The organism is Streptomyces sp. NPDC002309 (assembly GCF_053593375.1).
On record NZ_JBSFCI010000007.1, the window covers coordinates 56237 to 76504 of the forward strand.

At 69.5% G+C, this 20268-nt stretch carries 18 protein-coding genes; 4 read left to right on the plus strand and 14 right to left on the minus strand.

Going from position 1 to position 20268, the window contains the following annotated elements:
• Position 1 precedes the first annotated feature (1 nt).
• Positions 2–1363 carry a Pup--protein ligase gene (pafA, locus tag ACWCPM_RS08270; protein WP_450975319.1) on the minus strand — a complete coding sequence of 454 codons (1362 nt, stop codon included), beginning with the start codon at positions 1361–1363 and terminating at the stop codon, positions 2–4.
• Between the two features lie 9 nt (positions 1364–1372).
• On the minus strand, positions 1373–2632 hold the full coding sequence (locus tag ACWCPM_RS08275) for an MFS transporter (RefSeq protein WP_450975320.1): 1260 nt from the start codon (positions 2630–2632) through the stop codon (positions 1373–1375).
• Positions 2633–2745: 113 nt separating this feature from the next.
• Between ACWCPM_RS08275 and ACWCPM_RS08280 the strand changes: the two genes are divergently transcribed.
• Positions 2746–3753 (plus strand): LacI family DNA-binding transcriptional regulator, encoded by a 1008-nt coding sequence (locus ACWCPM_RS08280; protein WP_450975321.1) that lies wholly within the window; start codon positions 2746–2748, stop codon positions 3751–3753.
• Positions 3754–3823: 70 nt separating this feature from the next.
• On the opposite strand, the gene prcA is transcribed toward ACWCPM_RS08280, so the two are convergent.
• From prcA to arc, 6 genes are all read right to left on the minus strand, one after another.
• A complete protein-coding gene (prcA, locus tag ACWCPM_RS08285; protein ID WP_450975322.1) occupies positions 3824–4573 on the minus strand; it encodes a proteasome subunit alpha in 750 nt (249 codons plus the stop codon).
• Between the two features lie 61 nt (positions 4574–4634).
• Complete coding sequence (gene prcB, locus ACWCPM_RS08290) at positions 4635–5480, minus strand: proteasome subunit beta (RefSeq protein WP_450975323.1); 846 nt, start codon at positions 5478–5480, stop codon at positions 4635–4637.
• Positions 5432–6061 carry an endonuclease VII domain-containing protein gene (locus ACWCPM_RS08295; RefSeq protein ID WP_450975324.1) on the minus strand — a complete coding sequence of 210 codons (630 nt, stop codon included), beginning with the start codon at positions 6059–6061 and terminating at the stop codon, positions 5432–5434. Before ACWCPM_RS08295 ends, prcB begins: the two co-directional genes overlap by 49 nt.
• A gap of 28 nt (positions 6062–6089) precedes the next feature.
• Positions 6090–6308: a ubiquitin-like protein Pup gene (locus ACWCPM_RS08300; protein ID WP_133913474.1), complete on the minus strand. Its 219-nt coding sequence runs from the start codon at positions 6306–6308 to the stop codon at positions 6090–6092.
• A gap of 181 nt (positions 6309–6489) precedes the next feature.
• Positions 6490–8001 carry a depupylase/deamidase Dop gene (gene dop / locus ACWCPM_RS08305; protein WP_450975325.1) on the minus strand — a complete coding sequence of 504 codons (1512 nt, stop codon included), beginning with the start codon at positions 7999–8001 and terminating at the stop codon, positions 6490–6492.
• A 234-nt stretch (positions 8002–8235) separates the two neighbouring features.
• Positions 8236–10002 carry a proteasome ATPase gene (arc, locus tag ACWCPM_RS08310; RefSeq protein WP_450975326.1) on the minus strand — a complete coding sequence of 589 codons (1767 nt, stop codon included), beginning with the start codon at positions 10000–10002 and terminating at the stop codon, positions 8236–8238.
• A gap of 243 nt (positions 10003–10245) precedes the next feature.
• On the opposite strand from arc, the gene ACWCPM_RS08315 reads away from it, so the two are divergent.
• Positions 10246–10551 carry a ferredoxin gene (locus tag ACWCPM_RS08315; RefSeq protein ID WP_450975327.1) on the plus strand — a complete coding sequence of 102 codons (306 nt, stop codon included), beginning with the start codon at positions 10246–10248 and terminating at the stop codon, positions 10549–10551.
• A gap of 58 nt (positions 10552–10609) precedes the next feature.
• Here the strand turns inward: ACWCPM_RS08315 and ACWCPM_RS08320 are convergent, their stop codons facing one another.
• The 3 genes from ACWCPM_RS08320 to ACWCPM_RS08330 all read right to left on the minus strand — a co-directional run bounded on the left by ACWCPM_RS08320 (position 10610) and on the right by ACWCPM_RS08330 (position 13846).
• Positions 10610–11179 (minus strand): hypothetical protein, encoded by a 570-nt coding sequence (locus tag ACWCPM_RS08320; RefSeq protein ID WP_450975328.1) that lies wholly within the window; start codon positions 11177–11179, stop codon positions 10610–10612.
• A gap of 202 nt (positions 11180–11381) precedes the next feature.
• Entirely contained in the window at positions 11382–12284 is a 903-nt protein-coding gene (locus ACWCPM_RS08325) for a tRNA (adenine-N1)-methyltransferase (RefSeq protein ID WP_450975329.1), read from the minus strand.
• 38 nt (positions 12285–12322) lie between these two features.
• Positions 12323–13846, minus strand: coding sequence for a site-2 protease family protein (locus ACWCPM_RS08330; RefSeq protein WP_450975330.1), 1524 nt, complete (start codon positions 13844–13846; stop codon positions 12323–12325).
• Between the two features lie 175 nt (positions 13847–14021).
• Between ACWCPM_RS08330 and ACWCPM_RS08335 the strand changes: the two genes are divergently transcribed.
• Positions 14022–15065, plus strand: coding sequence for a RecB family exonuclease (locus ACWCPM_RS08335; protein WP_450975331.1), 1044 nt, complete (start codon positions 14022–14024; stop codon positions 15063–15065).
• A 14-nt stretch (positions 15066–15079) separates the two neighbouring features.
• The gene (locus ACWCPM_RS08340) at positions 15080–15751 is read left to right on the plus strand and encodes a response regulator (protein WP_450975332.1); all 672 of its coding nucleotides are present in this window, start codon (positions 15080–15082) and stop codon (positions 15749–15751) included.
• An 84-nt stretch (positions 15752–15835) separates the two neighbouring features.
• On the opposite strand, the gene ACWCPM_RS08345 is transcribed toward ACWCPM_RS08340, so the two are convergent.
• From ACWCPM_RS08345 to ACWCPM_RS08355, 3 genes are all read right to left on the minus strand, one after another.
• Positions 15836–17413, minus strand: a complete 1578-nt coding sequence (locus ACWCPM_RS08345; RefSeq protein ID WP_450975333.1) for an ABC transporter substrate-binding protein — start codon at positions 17411–17413, stop codon at positions 15836–15838.
• 67 nt (positions 17414–17480) lie between these two features.
• Positions 17481–19082: an ABC transporter substrate-binding protein gene (locus tag ACWCPM_RS08350; RefSeq protein WP_450975334.1), complete on the minus strand. Its 1602-nt coding sequence runs from the start codon at positions 19080–19082 to the stop codon at positions 17481–17483.
• 425 nt (positions 19083–19507) lie between these two features.
• Entirely contained in the window at positions 19508–20200 is a 693-nt protein-coding gene (locus ACWCPM_RS08355) for an HAD family hydrolase (protein WP_450975335.1), read from the minus strand.
• Between the last annotated feature and the right edge of the window lie 68 nt (positions 20201–20268).

Here is a 20268-nt window from a genome sequence, read left to right on the forward strand (position 1 = left end):
CTCACATACCGGCGATCAGCTTCTCCACCCGGTCGTCCACGGAGCGGAACGGGTCCTTGCACAACACCGTCCGCTGGGCCTGGTCATTGAGCTTGAGGTGAACCCAGTCGACGGTGAAGTCCCGGCGCTGCTCCTGTGCCCGCCGGATGAAGTCGCCGCGCAGCCGCGCCCGAGTGGTCTGCGGCGGCACCGACTTGCCTTCGAAGATCTTCAAGTCGTTGCAGATCCGGGTGGCTTGGCCCTTCTTCTCCAGCAGGTAGTACAGACCACGACGGCGGTGGATGTCGTGATAGGCGAGGTCTATCTGCGCGACCCGCGGATGCGACATGGTCATGTTGTGCTTGGCCCGGTACCGCTCGATGAGCTTGTACTTCATGACCCAGTCGATCTCGGTGCCGATCCGGTCCAGGTCCTCGGCCTCGATCGCGTCGAGCGTACGGCCCCACAGCTCCAGCACCTGTTCGACGACGCCGGTACGGATACCGCGCCGCTCGCAGAAGTCGACGGCCTTCTCGAAGTACTCCCGCTGCACCTCCAGCGCCGAGGCCTCCCGGCCGCTGGCCAGCCGCACCTTGCGCCGGCCCGTTATGTCGTGGCTGACCTCGCGGATCGCCCGGATGGGGTTCTCCAGGGTGAGGTCGCGCATCACCGTGCCCGCCTCGATCATGCGCAGCACCAGGTCGGTGGCGCCGACCTTGAGCAACATGGTCGTCTCGGACATGTTCGAGTCGCCGACGATGACGTGCAGCCGGCGGTAGCGCTCGGCGTCCGCGTGCGGTTCGTCGCGGGTGTTGATGATGGGCCGGGAGCGGGTCGTCGCCGACGAGACGCCCTCCCAGATGTGCTCCGCGCGCTGGCTGACGCAGTACACGGCGCCGCGGGGCGTCTGGAGCACCTTGCCGGCGCCGCACAGCAGCTGCCGGGTGACGAGGAACGGGATGAGGATGTCCGCCAGCCGGGAGAACTCCCCGTGGCGGGCCACCAGATAGTTCTCGTGGCAGCCGTAGGAGTTGCCGGCGGAGTCGGTGTTGTTCTTGAAGAGGTAGACGTCGCCCGCGATTCCTTCCTCGTGCAGGCGTCGTTCGGCGTCCACCAGGAGTCCTTCGAGAATGCGCTCGCCGGCCTTGTCGTGGGTGACCAGCTCGATCACGTTGTCACATTCGGGTGTCGCGTATTCCGGATGTGAGCCCACGTCGAGATAGAGGCGGGCGCCGTTCCGCAGAAAGACATTGCTGCTGCGGCCCCATGACACGACACGGCGGAAGAGGTACCGCGCCACCTCGTCAGGCGACAGACGGCGCTGTCCCCTGAACGTGCACGTGACGCCGTACTCGTTCTCCAGCCCGAAAATGCGGCGGTCCATGACTGAACATTACGCCCGATCCCCTGAACTGAAACGGGGTTCGGCGGCACGATTTGGATCATTTTCCGATGAAGCCGCAACGACCGCCGTCCTGGCGGGAGCTGCGAGTACCCGCCCCGTGGCCAGCAGAACCAGCAGCGACACGGCTCCCGCGGCACCGGGCACGGCGAACCCCCACAGCGCCCCTCCCGACTCGACGACGGGTCCTGTCAGCCCCGTTCCGACGGAGGCTCCCACGGTGAACGTCGTCACAAGCCAGGAGAAAGCCTCGGTGACGGTGCCGCGCGGAGCGTGCCGGTCGACGATGACGAAGGCGCACGCGACGGCGGGCGCGAGGAAGACGCCGGCCAGCGCGGACAGGGCCGTCATCGCGACCGGCCCGGGCATCAGCGTCAGCGGCAGGTAACAGACCGCCAGAAGCCCCACCAGCACCCGCAGTCGCCGTTCGGGGGAACCGGCCCACTCCCGCGCCCCGTAACCGATCCCACCGAACAGCGCGCCGAGCCCCAGCGCCGCCATCAGCCAGCCGTACACCGCGTCACCGCCGCGCCCGTCCGCGTACGACACCGCGGCGACCGTGATGGAGCCGAGCGCCACGCCGACGAACAGGAACGCGGCCAGCAGGGCCAGCAGCCCCGGTGAACGCAGCGCGCCCAGCCAGTGCGCCTCGCGCGGCGCCGACCGCCACGCGCGCGAGGGCGGCGACACCACCACGGAGAGCGCGCCGAGCACCCCCACGACGTTCAGCACCAGCAGCGCGGTCTGCGCCGACCACAGGGCCACGCACAGCGTCACCAGCAGCGGCCCGACCGTGAACATGACCTCCTGGGCCACCGCGTCCATGGCGTACGCCTTGTGGATCCGGTCGTCGCGGCGCAGCACCGACGGCCACAGCGCGCGCAGACCGCCCTCCAGGGGCGGTGTGAAGAGCCCGGCGGCGGCGACGGCCGCGTAGGACAGCGCCAGCGCCCCGGTGCCGCTGAAGGCGAAGCCGGCCATGGCGAGCGCCGAGAGCAGCGCGGCGGGCAGCTGGATCCGGGGCTGCCCGTACAGGTCGACCAGCCGCCCCAGCAGGGGCTGGCCCACCGCGTTGGCCACGCCGTAGACCGCCGCCAGGACACCGGCCAGGCTGTACGAGCCGCCCTCGGCGCGGATGAACAGCACGATCGCGATCGCGGCGGTGGCGTTGGGCAGTCTGCCCACGAGTGTGCCGGTCAGCAGCCTCGCGGCGTGTTCCGCCCTGAGGATCTCCCCGTATCCCGCGGCCATGAGCCCGCCTTCCGCCGTAGTGTTACGTATAACGTGCACTGCCATACGTACCATGTGCGCTGTTCACCCGTCCAGGCGACGCCCGGACCCCACGCTACGAAGGAGCAGGCCGAGTGGCACGAGCCGGCACCCGCCCCACCAGCCGGGACGTCGCCGAGGCCGCCGGGGTCTCACAGGCCGCCGTCTCGCTCGTGCTCGGCGAGAAATGGCGCGGCCGCGTCTCCGAGGCCACCGCCGAGCGGGTCCGGGAGGCCGCTCGTGAACTCGGCTACCGCCCCAACCTCGCCGCCCGCAATCTGCGTCTCGGCCACACCCGCACCGTCCTGCTGGTCGTCCCCGCCCTCACCACCGAGTTCTTCGCCGGCGTCTACACCGGGGCCGCCCGCGTCGCCGCCGAGCACGGCTTCGGCGTGGTGCTCTACCCCACCCAGGGCGTCGGCCCCGCGCGTGACCCCTTCGCGTCCGCCCAGGCCGCCCTGGACGGCGTCATCGCCTCCTCCATGGCCGCCGACGCCCTCACCGCCATCCGTGGCGACCAGCTGCCCCTGGTGATGCTCGACAGCGACCCCGCCGGCAGTCTCGGCGCGGCCACCGTCAACCTCGACATCGCCGACGGCGTCCGCCAGGTCACCGACCACCTCCTGGGCCTCGGCCACCGTCACTTCCTGCACCTCGCGGCCGACGTTCCGTCCTGGACCTTCGAGGTCCGCGCCCGGGAACTCGGCACACGAGTGGCAGCCGTCCCCGGGACGACCCTGCACACGGCCCGCGCACCCATCTCCATCGACGACGCCCTGGAGGCCGCCGAGCCCGCGCTCAGGAGCCATCCGGCCACGGCGGTCGTCTGCGACGACGACAAGCTGGCGGCCGGCGTCTACAAAGCCGTCCGGCGGCTGGGCCTGCGGGTCCCGGACGACATCTCCGTCACCGGCATCGACGACCTCGCCCTGGCCACCGCGATCGACCCCGAACTGACGACCGTACGCCTCGACGCCGAACTGTTCGGCGAACGAGGCATGCGAGCCCTGCTGGCCGTCCTGGACGACCGGGAACCCGAGAGCGGGGACATCCCCGTCGAACTGGTCCTACGGGGCTCCACCGCCCCGCCACCGAGGCCCTGAACGCCGGATGCCCCGACCGTCGACGGCCGGGGCACCCGAACAGGAGAGCCGCCGAAGCGGCCTCCGCGAACTACTCGTCCTCGCCCGCCTCGTCCTCGGCCTCCGCGGCCGACGACGCGCCGGCGCCGTCCAGCAGCCGGTCCAGCTGACGCCCGGTGATCCGCCGGAACTTGCGCTTCTGCGGACGCGTCCGGTCCAGCACCGCCACCTCCAGCCGCTCCGCGGGAATGTCCCGCTGACTGCCGTTGGTGTCACGGGACAGCGCCTGCACGGCCAGCTTCAACGCCTCGGCGAGCGTCATACCGTCCTGGTGGCGCTGGTCCAGATAACCGCTGATCTGCTCGGCGTTGCCGCCCACCGCGACCGAGCCGTGCTCGTCCACGATCGAGCCGTCGTGCGGCAGCCGGTAGATCTGGTCGCCCTCCGGCGTCTCACCGACCTCGGCGACGACCAGCTCCACCTCGTACGGCTTCTCGGCCGCGCTGGAGAAGATCGTGCCCAGTGTCTGCGCGTAGACGTTCGCGAGACCGCGCGCCGTCACATCGTCACGGTCGTACGTGTAGCCCCGCAGATCGGCGTAACGGACACCGCCGATGCGCAGGTTCTCATACTCGTTGTACTTGCCGGCCGCGGCGAAACCGATCCGGTCATAGATCTCGCTGAACTTGTGCAGCGCACGGGACGGGTTCTCGCCGACGAAGACGATGCCGTCGGCGTACTGCAGCACGACCAGGCTGCGGCCCCTGGCGATGCCCTTGCGGGCGTACTCCGCCCGGTCGGCCATGGCCTGCTGAGGTGAGACATAGAACGGCGTCGACACCGGTTATCCGTCCCTTTCTGTCGAAGTCACTGGACCACCCTCGGACAACAACGCCCGCCGGCTACAGCAGCGCGGCCCGCGGACCGTCGGGCTGCTCCATACGGCGCTCCAGGATCGAGCGGGCGATGGCGGAGCCCTCGTCCTCGGTGAGCCGCCGGAAGCCGTCCTCGGTGATCACGGTGACGATCGGGTAGATCCGGCGGGCGACATCGGGACCACCGGTCGCCGAGTCGTCGTCTGCCGCGTCGTAGAGGGCCTGCACCACGAGGGTCGTGGCCTGGTCCTCGGTGAGGCCGTCACGGTAGAGCTTCTTCATGGCGCCCCGCGCGAAGATCGAACCGGAGCCCGTGGCCGCGTAACCGTGCTCCTCGGAGCGGCCGCCCGTCACGTCGTAGGAGAAGATGCGGCCCTTGCCGCGGTCCACGTCGAAGCCGGCGAAGAGCGGCACCACGGCCAGGCCCTGCATGGCCATGCCGAGGTTGGAACGGATCATGGTCGACAGCCGGTTCGCCTTGCCCTCCAGGGACAGCTGAGCACCCTCGACCTTCTCGAAGTGCTCCAGCTCCAACTGGAAGAGCTTGACCATCTCGACGGCCAGACCGGCGGTGCCGGCGATACCGACGGCCGAGTACTCGTCCGCCGGGAAGACCTTCTCGATGTCGCGCTGCGCGATGACGTTGCCCATGGTGGCCCGGCGGTCACCCGCGAGCACGACACCGCCCGGGAACGTCACGGCCACGATCGTGGTGCCGTGCGGCGCCTCGATCACACCCTGCGTCGGAGGCAGTTGCCGGTTGCCGGGCAGGATCTCCGGCTGATGCTCGGACAGGAAGTCCATGAAGGAGGAGGATCCAGGCGTCAGGAAGGCAGCTGGTAGACGCCCGGTGCTACGAGTGTTGGCTTCCACGCGTTTCCTTCCAGATAAGCGGCGGCCCGGCGGACGGCGTCAGGATCGTCACCCAACTTGCCGATGGCCGAATTGCAGTTGAAGCACAGTACGCCACGGACCCTACCCGTGTTGTGGCAGTGATCCACGTGAGCGGCCGGAGCCTTCAGGCAGATCACGCACAGACCCATCTGAGAGGCGACGATCTCCTCACGCTCAGCTTCCGTCATGCCGTACTGGCGCTTGAGATGGCCCACTCTGCCCTCGGCGGCTCGACACGCCTTGCAGCGAGTCGACAACCCGTCGGACGCGGTCGCGTTGCGATGCCACTCACTGTGCGGCTTCACCTCCCCGCATGTCCGGCAGAGCTTGTGATCGGGCGGAACATCCACCCTCTCGCGGACCGGCTTGCCGAGCGCTTCCCGGCGGCGCCGGTAGTGCGCGGCGCTGTACTCCGCCACGCACTCCCGGCACTGCACCTGGAGTCCGTCACGCCGATTCCTGTCCCGCGCGAACGAAGCGAGAGGCAGGTCGCGCCTGCATTTCCTGCACTCCTTCACGCTCGGCCCGCCAGCCACGCCCACTCCCCCCAGAATCTTCATTTCGAAGGAATAAGCGCCCCGACGACCTTCACTCTCCCCCTTTTTGCACGAATGAGCGCACGAAGTCCTCTGCGTTCTCCTCGAGTACGTCGTCGATCTCGTCCAGCACCGAGTCCACGTCGTCGCTCAGCTTCTCGTGCCGCTCCTTGAGGTCCTCAGAGCCCTGTGCCTCTGTCGCCTGCTCCTCGACCTCCTCGGTGGAACGCGTCGCCTTCTGCTGTCCGCCGCCGGTGTCCTTGGTCGCCATAACCCTCACCCCGCTCGGTTCGCCCGAATGTTCGGCATCGCTGCCGATCGGTCATGATCAGACCCTACAAGCCGGGTCTGACAACGGCCCCGCAGTTTCCGCAACGCGCGAGGGCCACCTCGATGATTCCCGGGCGCCGGGATTTCCACCCCGCACGCCCGGACCGCGCCCGAGTACCCGCTCAGCCGCCGCTCAGGACCTTGACCAGGTCTTCCGCGGTCCGGCAGCGGTCCAGGAGCGCCTTGACGTGATTACGCGTTCCGCGAAGCGGTTCCAGGGTTGGAACGCGCTGCAGGGAGTCCCGCCCCGGCAGGTCGAAGATCACCGAGTCCCAGGAGGCCGCGGCCACGTCGTCGGCGTACTGCTCCAGGCAGCGGCCGCGGAAGTATGCGCGGGTGTCCTCCGGCGGCTTCGACTTCGCCCGCTCCACGTCCTCCTCGGCCAGCAGCCGCTTGATCCGGCCGCGCGAGACCAGACGGTTGTAGAGGCCCTTGTCGGGGCGTACGTCCGCGTACTGGAGGTCGACCAGGTGCAGCCGGGCGGCGTCCCAGTCGAGGCCGTCACGGCGCCGGTAGCCCTCCATGAGCTCCCGCTTGGCCACCCAGTCCAGCTCGCCCGACAGACTCATCGGATCGTGCTCCAGCCGGTTGAGGGTGTCCTCCCAGCGCTGCAGCACGTCCTTGGTCTGCTCGTCCGCGTCGGCCCCGAAGCGCTCCTCGACGTACTTGCGGGACAGTTCGTAGTACTCCATCTGCAGCTGGACCGCGGTCAGCGTCCGGCCGCTGCGGAGCGTGACGAGACGCTTGAGCGAGGGGTCGTGCGAGACCTGGTGCAGGGTGCGTACGGGCTGGTCGACGGCGAGGTCGACGGCGATGAAGCCGTCCTCGATCATGGACAGCACCAGGGCCGTGGTGCCCAGCTTGAGGTACGTCGAGATCTCCGACAGGTTCGCGTCGCCGATGATGACGTGCAGCCGGCGGTACTTCTCGGCGTCGGCGTGCGGCTCGTCGCGGGTGTTGATGATCGGGCGCTTCAGGGTCGTCTCCAGGCCTACCTCGACCTCGAAGTAGTCCGCGCGCTGGCTCAGCTGGAAGCCGTGCTCGTGCCCGTCCTGGCCGATGCCGACGCGGCCCGCTCCGGCGAAGACCTGGCGGGAGACGAAGAACGGCGTCAGATGGCGCACGATGTCCGAGAAGGGGGTCTCCCGCTTCATCAGGTAGTTCTCGTGCGTGCCGTAGGAGGCGCCCTTGTTGTCGGTGTTGTTCTTGTAGAGGTGGATCGGCTGGGCCCCGGGCAGTTGGGCGGCCCGCTCGGCGGCCTCCGCCATGATCCGCTCTCCGGCCTTGTCCCAGAGCACGGCGTCGCGGGGGTTGGTCACCTCGGGAGCGCTGTACTCGGGGTGGGCGTGGTCGACGTAGAGCCGGGCGCCGTTGGTCAGGATGACGTTGGCGAGGCCGATGTCCTCGTCGGTGAGCTGGCTGGAGTCGGCGGTCTCACGGGCGAGGTCGAAGCCCCGTGCGTCGCGCAGCGGATTCTCCTCCTCGAAGTCCCAGCGGGCCCGGCGGGCCCGGTGCATCGCCGCCGCGTAGGCGTTGACGATCTGGGACGAGGTGAGCATGGCATTGGCGTTGGGGTGGCCGGGGACGGAGATCCCGTACTCGGTCTCGATGCCCATTACTCGCCGTACGGTCATGCGGCCCTCCTTGCCCGGCGGTGCCCTCGGTCGTGGACGCCGCTCAGATACCACCGGCGCTCGGTTGCGTGTGCGGTGCCCGTCTCCGCACTGCGCGATCCGGCGGTACGGAAGAGCCTAGAACGCCTTTGCGCTGGTGGGGAGATCATTTGCGTCATTGCTGTGCGCCGGTCGTGGCCCGCAAAACAGTCGGCTGCGGGTACCCGCTGAGGGCACCCGCAGCCGCCCTGCCTTTTACAGGTACTGACCGGTGTTCGCCACCGTGTCGATGGAGCGTCCGGTGTCCGCGCCCTGCTTTCCGGTGATGAGCGTACGGATGTACACGATCCGTTCGCCCTTCTTGCCGGAGATCCGGGCCCAGTCGTCCGGGTTGGTGGTGTTGGGCAGGTCCTCGTTCTCCTTGAACTCGTCCACGCAGGCCTGGAGGAGGTGGGAGACGCGCAGGCCCTTCTGGTTGTGCTCCAGGAAGTCCTTGATCGCCATTTTCTTGGCCCGGCCGACGATGTTCTCGATCATGGCGCCGGAATTGAAGTCCTTGAAGTAGAGGACTTCCTTGTCGCCGTTGGCGTAGGTCACCTCGAGGAAGCGGTTCTGCTCGGATTCGGCGTACATGTGTTCCACCGCGGCCTGGATCATGCTCTGGACCGTCATGGACCTGTCGGAACCGTGCTCGCCGACGTCGTCGGCGTGCAGCGGAAGGCGCTCGGTGAGGTACTTGCCGAAGATGTCCTTCGCCGCCTCGGCGTCCGGACGCTCGATCTTGATCTTCACGTCGAGCCGGCCGGGGCGCAGGATGGCGGGGTCGATCATGTCCTCGCGGTTGGAGGCACCGATCACGACCACGTTCTGCAGGCCCTCCACACCGTCGATCTCGGCGAGCAGCTGCGGGACGATGGTGTTCTCCACGTCCGAGCTGACACCGGAGCCGCGGGTGCGGAAGAGGGACTCCATCTCGTCGAAGAAGACGATGACGGGGGTGCCCTCGCTGGCCTTCTCCCGGGCCCGCTGGAAGACGAGGCGGATCTGCCGCTCCGTCTCACCGACGTACTTGTTCAGCAGCTCGGGACCCTTGATGTTCAGGAAGAAGCTCTTGCCGGCGGCCTGGCCGGTGACCTCGGCGACCTTCTTGGCCAGCGAGTTGGCGACGGCCTTGGCGATGAGCGTCTTGCCGCATCCGGGAGGACCGTAGAGCAGCACACCCTTGGGCGGGCGCAGTTCGTGCTCCTTGAACAGGTCCGGGTAGAGGTACGGCAGCTCGACCGCGTCGCGGATGGCCTCGATCTGGCCGCCGAGGCCGCCGATCTGCTCGTAGCCGATGTCGGGGACCTCTTCGAGGACGAGTTCCTCGACCTCGCTCTTGGGAACGATCTCGTAGACGTAGCCGGAGCGGGGTTCGAGGAGCAGGGCGTCGCCGGGCCGGATGGTGACGTCCAGCAGGGGCTCGGCGAGCCGTACCACCCGTTCCTCGTCGGTGTGCCCGAGTACCAGGGCGCGCTCGCCGTCCTCGAGGATCTCCTTGAGGGTGACGATGTCTCCGACGCGCTCGTACTCCATGGCCTCGACCACGTTGAGCGCCTCGTTGAGCATGACTTCCTGGCCGCGCCGCAGGTCCTCGAGTTCGACGCTGGGGCTGACGTTCACGCGGAGCTTGCGGCCTCCCGTGAAGATGTCGGCGGTGGCGTCCTCGTTGGCCTGCAGGAAGACACCGAAGCCGGCCGGCGGCTGGGCGAGCCGGTCGACCTCCTCCTTGAGGGCCACGATCTGGTCGCGCGCCTCACGGAGCGTGTTGGCGAGTCGCTCGTTCTGCGCGGACACGCCGGCCAGGTTGGTCTGCAGCTCGACGATCCGCTCCTCGAGAATCCTCGTGTGCCGCGGAGAGTCGGCGAGCTTGCGTCGCAGGACGGCGATCTCCTGCTCAAGGTAGGCAATCTGCCCGGCCGGGTCGTCGGACCCGCGTCCCGGGCGGATGCCGCGGTTCATGTCGTCGTCGTGGGCTGCCACGGTCCTCACCTCCTCCAAGGGGAGCTGGACGCTTCCAGACCCTACCTGGGTGGGTGTCGATTGAAACCCCTAGATCACAAAGACGTCGGGGTGTGTCCGATCTTCACCCTTGCGCTCTCCCTCACGCCAGGGGAATACCCAGCGAACGGGATACGGAAGCGAGCGAAGGTAGGGTCGAAGCGTTCAACACCCGTCAGAGCTGGCCGGATTCCCGTACGGCCGGGCGGGCCGACGACAGGAGAGGTGACCGTGCAGCAGGAGGCCGGAGTCGACGGCGAGGCACTCGAGGTCTGGATCGATCAGGATCTCTGCACCGGCGACGGCATCTGCGTCCAGTACGCGCCCGAGGTGTTCGAGCTGGACATCGACGGTCTGGCCTACGTGAAGGGCGCCGACGACGAGCTGTTGCAGGACCGGGGTGCCACAACGCCCGTACCGCTGCCGCTCCTGACGGATGTGGTCGACTCGGCGAAGGAGTGCCCGGGCGACTGCATCCATGTGCGACGGGTTTCGGACAGGGTCGAGATCTACGGCCCGGACGCTGAGTGACCGAATCCTTACGTCCCGTCATGACTGTCTGATTTCTCACACACCCGGGTTGCGTGCTTCAGACGCTCCGGGCACCGGCGGGTGACGAGCGGACGAACGCACCGTTGCTCCACTGCCACTTCGCGTCCTCCTCCACGTCCGGACAGCAGGTCGGGACGTCGGAGGAGGAGTATCCGAGCAGCGTCGCGAGCACGGCTCCCTCCCGGACGGCGACATCGCTGACGGTGGACCTGTCCTTGGGGTCGACGAGGGTGGCCACCACGCGGGGGCGGGGAGTGCCCTCGCCCTGGGTGAGGACGTACACGCCGTCGGGGGGAGTGCTGATGCCCGCGTCGCAGTGCACCACGGCGACGGTTTCCGGCCGTCCGTCGCCGTCGAGGTCCCCGGACGCCTTCTTCTCCACCACGGCCTCCACGGGGCCGCATTCGAGGGGGAAGGCGACGCCCTGTGTGGCGGGCGGCGCGGCGGCCGGCCGGGCGGGGCGGCCCGGCTTCTGGGCGGCGGTCGCCGAGTCCGGCGGCAGCAGGGAGGACAGGGCGACGACACCGGCGACGGCGGTCGCGGTGGCGACCCAGTGGATGGGCCGGGTGTGCGTGTGCGCCAGTTCCGGAACGGCGGGTTGCTGCACTAGGAGTGTCTCCTGTGAGGGCTGTACCGGTGGGGTGGCCAGCATGGTGCCACACGTCACAGCGTTGCGGAACGGCGGGGGTCGGACCGTGCGAGGCGGGGGGCTGCCGGTACGTCAACGTGACGGCGCCGTGGCCGCGTTCCCCTCGGTCTGCGGGAACTCGGCCACGGCGTCGTCACGTTGTACGCGGCACGGGGCCGCCTCAGCGGTCCATGCCTCCGTCGGCGTTGGGGCCGGAGTAGTCCTCGCCGTAGGCGCCCTTGGCGGGACGGCGGCGGCGCATGGGCGGCTCGACGCCGTCGGCGAGGCGACGGGCGGTGAGGAGGAAGCCGGTGTGGCCGATCATCCGGTGGTCCGGGCGGACGGCGAGGCCCTCCACGTGCCAGTTGCGGATCATGGTCTCCCAGGAGGTCGGCTCGTTGAAGCAGCCGATCTCACGGATGGACTCGACGGTCCGGGCGAGCTGGGTGGTGGTCGCGACGTAGCAGCACAGGATGCCGCCGGGCACGAGCGCCTTGGAGACGGCCTCCAGGCACTCCCACGGGGCGAGCATGTCGAGGATGACGCGGTCGACGTCGGTGTCCGAGAGGTTGTCCTGGAGGTCGCCGACGGTGAGCTGCCAGGCCGGGTGCGGGCCGCCGAAGTAGCGCTCCACGTTGGCCTGGGCGATCTCGGCGAAGTCCTCGCGGCGCTCGTAGCTGTGCAGCATCCCCTGGTCGCCGATGGCCCGCAGCAGGAAGCTGCTGAGCGACCCCGAGCCGACGCCGGCCTCCACGACGCGCGCGCCGGGGAAGATGTCGGCGAAGGAGAGGATCTGCCCCGCGTCCTTGGGATAGACGACGGCCGCCCCTCGGGGCATGGACAGGACGTAGTCGGGGAGCAGGGGGCGCAGCGCGAGGTAGGCGACGTTTCCGGTGGTGCGGACAACGCTGCCCTCGGGAGCGCCGATCAGCTCGTCGTGGGGGAAGGAACCCTTGTGGGTGTGGAAGTTCTTCCCGGCCTCGAGCGTGAACGTGTAGTGGCGGCCCTTGGGGTCGGTCAGCTGAACCTGGTCCCCGACCTTGAAGGGCCCGCGCCTGCGGGCGGCACCGGTCGGTTCGGACATGTGAACAGCCTACCGGCGATTGCGGGGGCCGCCGACCACTAGGAGGGCCTGGCCATGGCCTTGACGAAGGCCCGCTCGACGTCCGCGGCGGAGAGCACGCCGTAGATCTCGCCGCTGTCCTCGACCACCAGGTACTCGGTGGCGGGGGTGGCCCGGAGCACCTCCAGGAGGTCCTCGCCGGCCAGTTCGGCGGAGACCCGCATGCCGTCGGTGATGTCCTGGGCGAGGCCGCTCACGGCGACCCAGGGGCGGCGGTGTTCGGGCACGCCGACGATGGCGGCCTCGCGGACCAGCGAGAGGGGGTTGCCGTCGGCGTCGACCACGACCAGGGCGCGGGCGCCGGCGGCGTTGGCGCGCCGCAGGCCCTCCGAGAGGGGGGTGTCGCTCTGGACCGGCACCGCGCGCCGGGTGAGGGCTCGGGCACGCAGTTCGGGGAGGTGTTCGCGCAGCCGGGCGACGCGCAGGCTGTTGCCGGCGCCGGTCCAGATGATCGCGGCGAGGATGGCGGCCAGCAGGGCGTCCAGGACCGTGTCCATGCCGACGTTGTCGACGGCGTCGCGGCCGAGGGCGCCGGACTGGGTGAGCAGCGGGAGGCCGATCAGGACGGAGACGGCGAGGGCGCGGCCGACCCAGGCGGCCGCGACGGTGCCGGTCATCGGCTTGCCGGTGATCTTCCAGACGACTGCGCGGAGCATACGGCCGCCGTCGAGGGGGAGGCCGGGCAGGAGGTTGAACGCGGCCACGATGAGGTTGGAGATCATGAGTCCGGCCAGCAGGACGCCGGGGACCGTGCCGGGCTCGACGGGCTGCAGGGCGAGGTAGAAGAGGCCGGCCAGCACGAGGGAGAGCAGGGGGCCGACGAACGCGAGGACGAACTCGCGGCCCGGTGTCTCGGCCTCCTTCTCGATCTCCGAGACCCCGCCGAAGAACTGGAGCTGGATGCGCCGCACCGGCAGCTTGTAGCGCAGGGCCGCGACGGTGTGGGCCAGTTCGTGTACGAGCACGGAGGCGTAGAAGGCGACGGCGAAGAAGAGGGAGACCAGATAGCGGGCGGCGCCCAGTTCGGGCAGGACGCGCTCCAGCTGCCCGCCGAACACCCAGGTGATGAGGGCGGCCACCAGGAACCAGCTGGGCGCCACGTACACCGGCACCCCGAAGGGGCGTCCCATCAGCAGTCCGCCGCGCGGCTCCGGTGCGCGCGGAGGGGTGGCGCCGTTTCCAGGGGTGGCTGCTCCGGGGGCGGAGTGGGCGAGGGTGCGGTGGCCCGGGCGGGCGTCGGCGGCGCCGGGGTGGTCGTGCGGCTCACCGGGGGGCTTCGTGGAGTCGTGGTGCTCGTCGGCGCGGGAGAGCGGCGGGCGGTTCTCGTCCGGCCGGTTCGTGTGGTCGTCGCCGGCGCGGACTTCGTGGGCTTCGCCGACGGGGTCCGGGCCGGTGGCCGACGACTCGGGCGCGGTCGGGTCCGAAGGTGTGGAGTCGGTGGCCGGGGTCGTTGGGTCTGGCTGGTGCCGGCGCGACTCGTCGGTGCCCGGCCGCGGCTGCCCGCTCCCGCCGCTCTCGTCCACGGTGTCCCCTCGTTCGCAGCGTCTTCCGCGCCTGCCGGGCGGAAGGGTCTCTGGTCGATGGTATGCGTCCGTCGGGGCGCGTTCCGCCCCGGCACCCCCTCTGTTTTCCCGGTCGTCGCCCCGCCATGACCCGTGGCGGGGTCACTGTCGGTGGCGGGCCGTATGGTCTGTGGTCATGGACACCAGCACCGAGGGCGCGGGGCAGCGGCCACCAGGCGGCGGGAGGGCCGAGGCGGCGGATTCCGATCCGTCCGTCACGGTCGAGCCTACGACGGGGAACGAGGCGGCGACGGCGGCCGGGAGCGATGCCGCGGCCACGGCGCCGCTCGCCATGGCGCCCTCCTCGCTCTCCCCCTCGCGTGCGGGCGACTTCATGCAGTGCCCGCTGCTGTACCGGTTCCGGGTGATCGACCGGCTGCCCGAGAAGCCCAGCGCGGCGGCGACGCGGGGCACCCTGGTCCACTCGGTCCTGGAGCGTCTCTTCGACGCCCCGGCGGCGGAGCGCACCCCGCCGCGCGCCAGGGCGCTCGTCCCGGGCCAGTGGCAGCGGCTGCGTGAGACCAGGCCGGAGGTCGAGGAGCTGTTCGCCGACGACCCGGAGGGGGTGCGGCTGGCCGGCTGGCTGACGGAGGCGGAGCAGCTCGTCGAGCGCTGGTTCACGCTGGAGGACCCGACGCGTCTGGAACCCGCCGAGCGGGAGCTGTTCGTCGAGACGGAGCTGGAGTCGGGGCTGCGGCTGCGCGGCATCATCGACCGGGTCGACGTGGCGCCGACGGGCGAGGTCCGTATCGTCGACTACAAGACGGGCAAGGCACCGCGGCCCGAGTACGCCGAGGGTGCCCTGTTCCAGATGAAGTTCTACGCGCTGGTCGTCTGGCGCCTGAAGGACGTGATCCCGCGCCGGCTCCAGCTCGTCTATCTCGGCAGCGGTGACGTCCTGACGTACGACCCGGTCCGCGCCGACCTGGAGCGGGTGGAGCGCAAGCTGCTGGCGTTGTGGGCGGCGATCCGCGAGGCCACCGAGACGGGCGACTGGCGGCCCCGCCCGACCAAGTTGTGCGGCTGGTGCGACCACCAGGCCCACTGCCCGGAGTTCGGCGGCACTCCCCCGCCCTACCCCCTGCGGGTACGCCCGGCCGCGGTCGGCGACGTCCTGCCCGCCCCGGCGAGGGCGCCTGAATCGCCCGCGGTGGAGCAGGGCAGAATGGGCCCGGACTAGCGAAGGAGACTCACGTGGCCATCCGCGTCCTACTGGTCGACGACCAGCCGCTGCTGCGTACGGGCTTCCGGATGATCCTGGAGGCCGAACAGGACATCGCGGTCGTCGGTGAGGCCGGAGACGGCCTTCAGGCGCTCGACCAGGTGCGGGCGCTGCAGCCCGACGTGGTGCTGATGGACATCCGTATGCCGCGGATGGACGGCGTGGAGGCGACCCGGCAGATCACCGGCCCCGGCCGGGACGGCCCGGCGAAGGTGCTGGTGCTGACCACCTTCGACCTCGACGAGTACGTGGTGGAGGCGTTGCGGGCCGGGGCCAGCGGCTTCCTGCTGAAGGACGCGCCGGCCAACGAGTTGGTGCAGGCGATCCGGGTCGTCGCGGGGGGCGAGGCGATGCTCGCTCCGAGCATCACGCGCCGGCTGCTCGACAAGTACGCCACGCATCTGCCGTCGGGTGAGGAGCCGGTGCCGAACACCCTGGGCACGCTGACCGAGCGCGAGGTCGAGGTGCTGAAGCTGGTCGCGCGCGGACTGTCGAACGCCGAGATCGCCGCAGATCTGTTCGTCAGTGAGACCACGGTCAAGACGCATGTGGGCCATGTCCTCACCAAGCTGGGGCTGCGCGACCGGGTGCAGGCCGCGGTGTACGCCTACGAGAGCGGTCTGGTGCGTCCCGGCGCGCAGTGACGGGACCGGACACACCGAACGCGACGCCGAGGGCGCCCGCCTCCCAGGGGAGGCGGGCGCCCTCGGCGTCGGTGCGGGCGGGCCTCAGCCCTTGCTGATCTCCCAGAAGCGGAAGACCGTCGAGGCGTCGAGGCAGTACTCCAGGCCGTAGACCTCCTCGCGGACGACCGCGTACTGCTTGGCCTGCCAGACCGGCAGCAGCGGGACGTCCTCGGCGACCATGTCCTGCAGCCGGCCGTACTCGTCCTCGGTGGCCGCGCGGTCGCTCTGCGCGGCCGTGCGCGGGATGAGCGTGCCGGTGATCGTGTCGTTGCTGTAGTTGTTCTCCAGCACGTTGCCCTCGCCGAAGAACGGGGCGGTGAAGTTGTCGGCGTCCGGGTAGTCGGGCACCCAGCCCTTGACGTAGACGCCGTACTTGCCGTTCGCGATGTCCTGTTCGTACTGGTCGAACGCGACGGACTTGACGTCCGCGGCGAACAGGCCGCTGGCGTTCAGCTGGGCCGCGATCGTCCGCAGCTCCTCGTCGGTGGCGGGGCCGTAGCGGGACGGCGTGGACCACAGGGTGATCTTCACCTTGTCGGTGATGCCCTCGGCCCGCAGCGCGGCCTCGGCCTCGGCCTTGGATGGCCGGGCGCCGTAGGTGTCGAAGAAGGCCGTGTTGTGGCCCGCGATACCGGCCGGGATGATCGAGTACAGCGGGCTCGCGGTGCCCTGGTAGACGTCCTCGATGAGGGCGTCGCGGTCGATCAGGTGGGCGATGGCCCGGCGGACGCCGAGCTTTCCGGCGACCGGGTCCTCCATGTTGAAGACCAGGTGCTGGACCTCGGCGCTGCTGCCCTCGATGAGCTTGAGGCCGGAGTCGGAGTCGGCCTGCTCGACGTCGGCGATGTCGGTCGCGCTCAGCCCTCGGTAGGCGATGTCGACTTCCTTGGACCGCAGGGCGTTCTTCAGCGCGACGCGGTCGCCGTGGAAGAACTTCAGGGTGACGCCGGCGTTCTGCACCTCGGCGGTGCCCTGGTAGTTCTCGTTGACCGAGAAGACGGCCTCGTTCTCGGTGAACGAGTCGAGCTTGTACGGGCCGGAACCGACGGCCTCGCCGTCCGTGCGCAGTGTGCCGGCGTCGTACTCGCGGTGGTTGACGATGGAGCCCGCGCCCGAGGCGATCTTGCTCGGGAAGGTGGCGTCGGCGACCTTCAGGTGGAAGACGACGGTCGTCCCGTTCGGCGTCTCGACCTCGTCGAGCATCGGGAACATGATGGCCGGGCCGGCCTCGTCGTCGACCTTCAGCATGCGGTCGAAGGAGAACTTGACGTCCTTCGCGGTGAGCGGGTCACCGTTGCTGAACTTCAGGCCCTCCTTCAGGGTGCACTTGTAGACCTTCGTCGAACTGTCCGTGAAGTTGCACGACCGGGCCAGCTCCGGCTCCGGCTCGGTGCCGCCCTTGGGGAAGCTGAGCAGGGACTGGAAGACGTTGTTGAACAACAGCCAGGAGCCCGGGTCGTAACCAGAGGCCGGGTCGGTGGCGAGGACGTCGTCCGACATCCCGACGACCACGTTGGAGCCGTTCTCCCCGGAGTCACCGGATTCGGAACCGCATCCGGTCAGCAGACCGGAGGCGAGACCGGCCGCGATCGGCAGGGCCCACTGGTTACGTCTCTTCACGTGCGTGCCTTACGTCGTTCTCGAAGTGCTCCGGGCCGCCTTCCGGTACCCGTCGTGCCCGGGTGGGTCAGCCGCTCACACCACGGCCGAGCTCCCACAGCTGCAGGGTGGCGGAGGAGTTGAGGGCGTAGGCGACGCCGGTGACGTCGTCACGGGCCGCCACGTACTGCTTGCCCTGCCACAGCGGCAGCAGGGGTACGTCCTCGGCAACGATGTCCTGGATCCGGTTCAGACTGTCGGCGGCGGCCAGCCGGTCGGCCTCGCGCCGGGAGTCCGGGATCAGGGTGCCGCGGATCTCGTTGTTCGCGTACGGCGACTTGAGGAAGTTGTCCTTGTCGAGGAACGGGGCGACGTAGCTGTCGGCGTCCGGGAAGTCGGGGAACCAGCCCATCCCGAAGACGTCGTACTCGCCGTTGCGTTGGGCCGGCACGAAGGTGTCCCAGGGGGTGCCCTCGATCCCGACCTGGAACAGGCGGCTTCCGTTGAGCTGCCTGCGCAGCTCCTCGAACTCCTTCTTGGTGGCGGCGCCGTAGTGGTCGGTCGTGTAGTGCAGGGTCAGCTTCACCGGGGTGCTGACGCCGGCTTCCTCGAGCAGGCCCTTGGCCTTGGCGACGCTCGGGTCGCCGTACTTGTTGAAGAAGGCGTTGGAGTGGCCGGTGATGGAGGCCGGGACGAGCGAGTACAGCGGCTCGGCCTGGGAGCCGTAGACCGCGGAGACGAGTTCGTCGCGGTTGAGGAGCTGTGCCATGGCCTGGCGCACGGCCTTGGTCTTGACCGTGGGGGTCTCGGTGTTGAAGGCCAGGTAGCGGATCTCCAGGCCGGGCATCTCGACCAGGTCGACATCGCCGTCGGCGACCGACAGCTTGTTGATCTGCTCCGGCGTCATGGAGCGGGTCATGACGTCGATGTCACCGGCCTCGAGGGCGGCGCCCATGGCCTCGGCGTCCTCGTACGAGACCATGTCGACCTCGTTGTTCTGCACCTTCAGCGCGCCCTTGTAGTGCGGGTTCTTGGCGAACACCGCCCTGACCAGCTCGCCGTCCTTCTCCTCGCCCTCCAGCGTGTACGGGCCGGAGCCGTCGACCTGGAAGCCGTCGCGCAGCTTGTTCTTCTCGTAGTTGTCGGGGTTCACGATGCCCGCGACCGGGGTCGACAGCTTGTACGGGAAGGTGGCGTCGGCGGTCTTGAGGTGGAAGATGACCTCTCGGTCGCCCTTGGCCTCGACGGTGTCGACCGTGGACATCAGGGCGAAGACACCACTGTCCGCCTTGATGGCGAGGGCCCGGTCGATGGAGAACTTCACATCGGCCGCGGTGATGGGGTCGCCGTTGGAGAACTTGAGGTCGGCGCGCAGCTTGCAGGCGTAGCGCTCGTTGCCGGTGTCGGTGAACCCGCAGCTCTCGGCGGCCTCGGGAACAGGGGCGCCCTCGCCGCGCGGCTGGACCATCAGGGTCTGCACGGTCTGACGGAGCACGTTCCAGGTGCCCACGTCGTACGCGTACGCCGGGTCGAGCGGCGCGGGGGCGTCCTTGGACGCGATGAACCGGTCGGTGGTGCCCACGACGATCGAGCCACCACCGTCACTGCCGCCGTCGGACCCACCGCACGCGGCGAGCGCGGGGGCAAGCAGTCCGACCACGGCCGGCACCACCAACGTCTTGCGGTTCATGCTCGGGTTTCTCCACAGCTGTCAGGTCCGTGTACCCGGCATACAGGGGTGTCGCAGCCGATCACGGGGGCGGGGTGAGGTTCTCGCGACGAGATTAGTGCGCCCTCATGACAGAGCTCACGGACAGCGGAGCCGAGCGTCCATCACGCTGCGAAACCGGGCGTGGACACACCGAAAACCCGACAGGGGAAGGATTCGTGCAGCATTCCATGAATCGGGACACAAGGACGGGGCAAGCGCCCCGTTATGGGCCTGGGCTGCATATACGTGCCACCCTGTCGACCCCTGCCGACGTGGGGAACGTCACATCCCCAACGGGGAGCGGGCCCATCGAAATTCAGCCATCCGAGCCGCGCGGATCCCCCCGCGCCCGCCTCGCCGGCAGCCGGGCTCGCGGTGCGTGAATGCCCCGCACCCCTGCGTCATCAGTTCAGCAGGCCGCGCAGGAACGCCAGGTCGACCTCTTCGAGCGAGCGCACCACCGTGCGCCGCGGGGCGGGGGCGATCGGCGCCACCGAGGGCACGGCCACCACATGGCAGCCCGCCGCCTCGGCCGCGGCCACGCCGGTCACGGTGTCCTCGACGACCGCGCATCTGGCCGGATCCACGCCGAGTCCGGCGGCGGCGAACAGATACGGGTCCGGATGGGGCTTGGTGCGCGCGACCTCGTCGCCGGCCACCGTCAGGGCGAAGTACTCGGTCCCGAGGATGCCCAGGACACGGTCGATGATGCGCCGGTGGGAGGCCGAGACCAGGGCCGTCGGGATCTCGTGCAGGGCCAGCTCGCCCAGCAGCCGGGCGGCTCCCGGCATCAGCGGCAGTGCCCGGTCGATGCGGTCCTCGAAACCCTGGTTGAGCAGGAGGGTGAGCTCGGCGAGGGTGATGTCGGCGCCGGTCGCCTCGATCAGGAAGCCCGCGCTGCGGGTCATCGGGCCCCCGACCACGACATGGCGCCAGGCGTCGTCGAGGGCGTGGCCGAGACCGGCGAAGACCTCGCGCTCGACTTCCCACCAGAAGCCCTCGGTGTCCACCAGGGTGCCGTCCATGTCGAGGAGCACGGCCTGCAGCGCTGAGCCTTCGGCCGTACGGGTGCCGATAGCGGGGACGGTCGTCGTCATCCGGCGTACCTCCTGGAGGGACGAGCAGGCCGGTTCCCGGAGGGGGAACCGGCCCACTGTGGACCGAC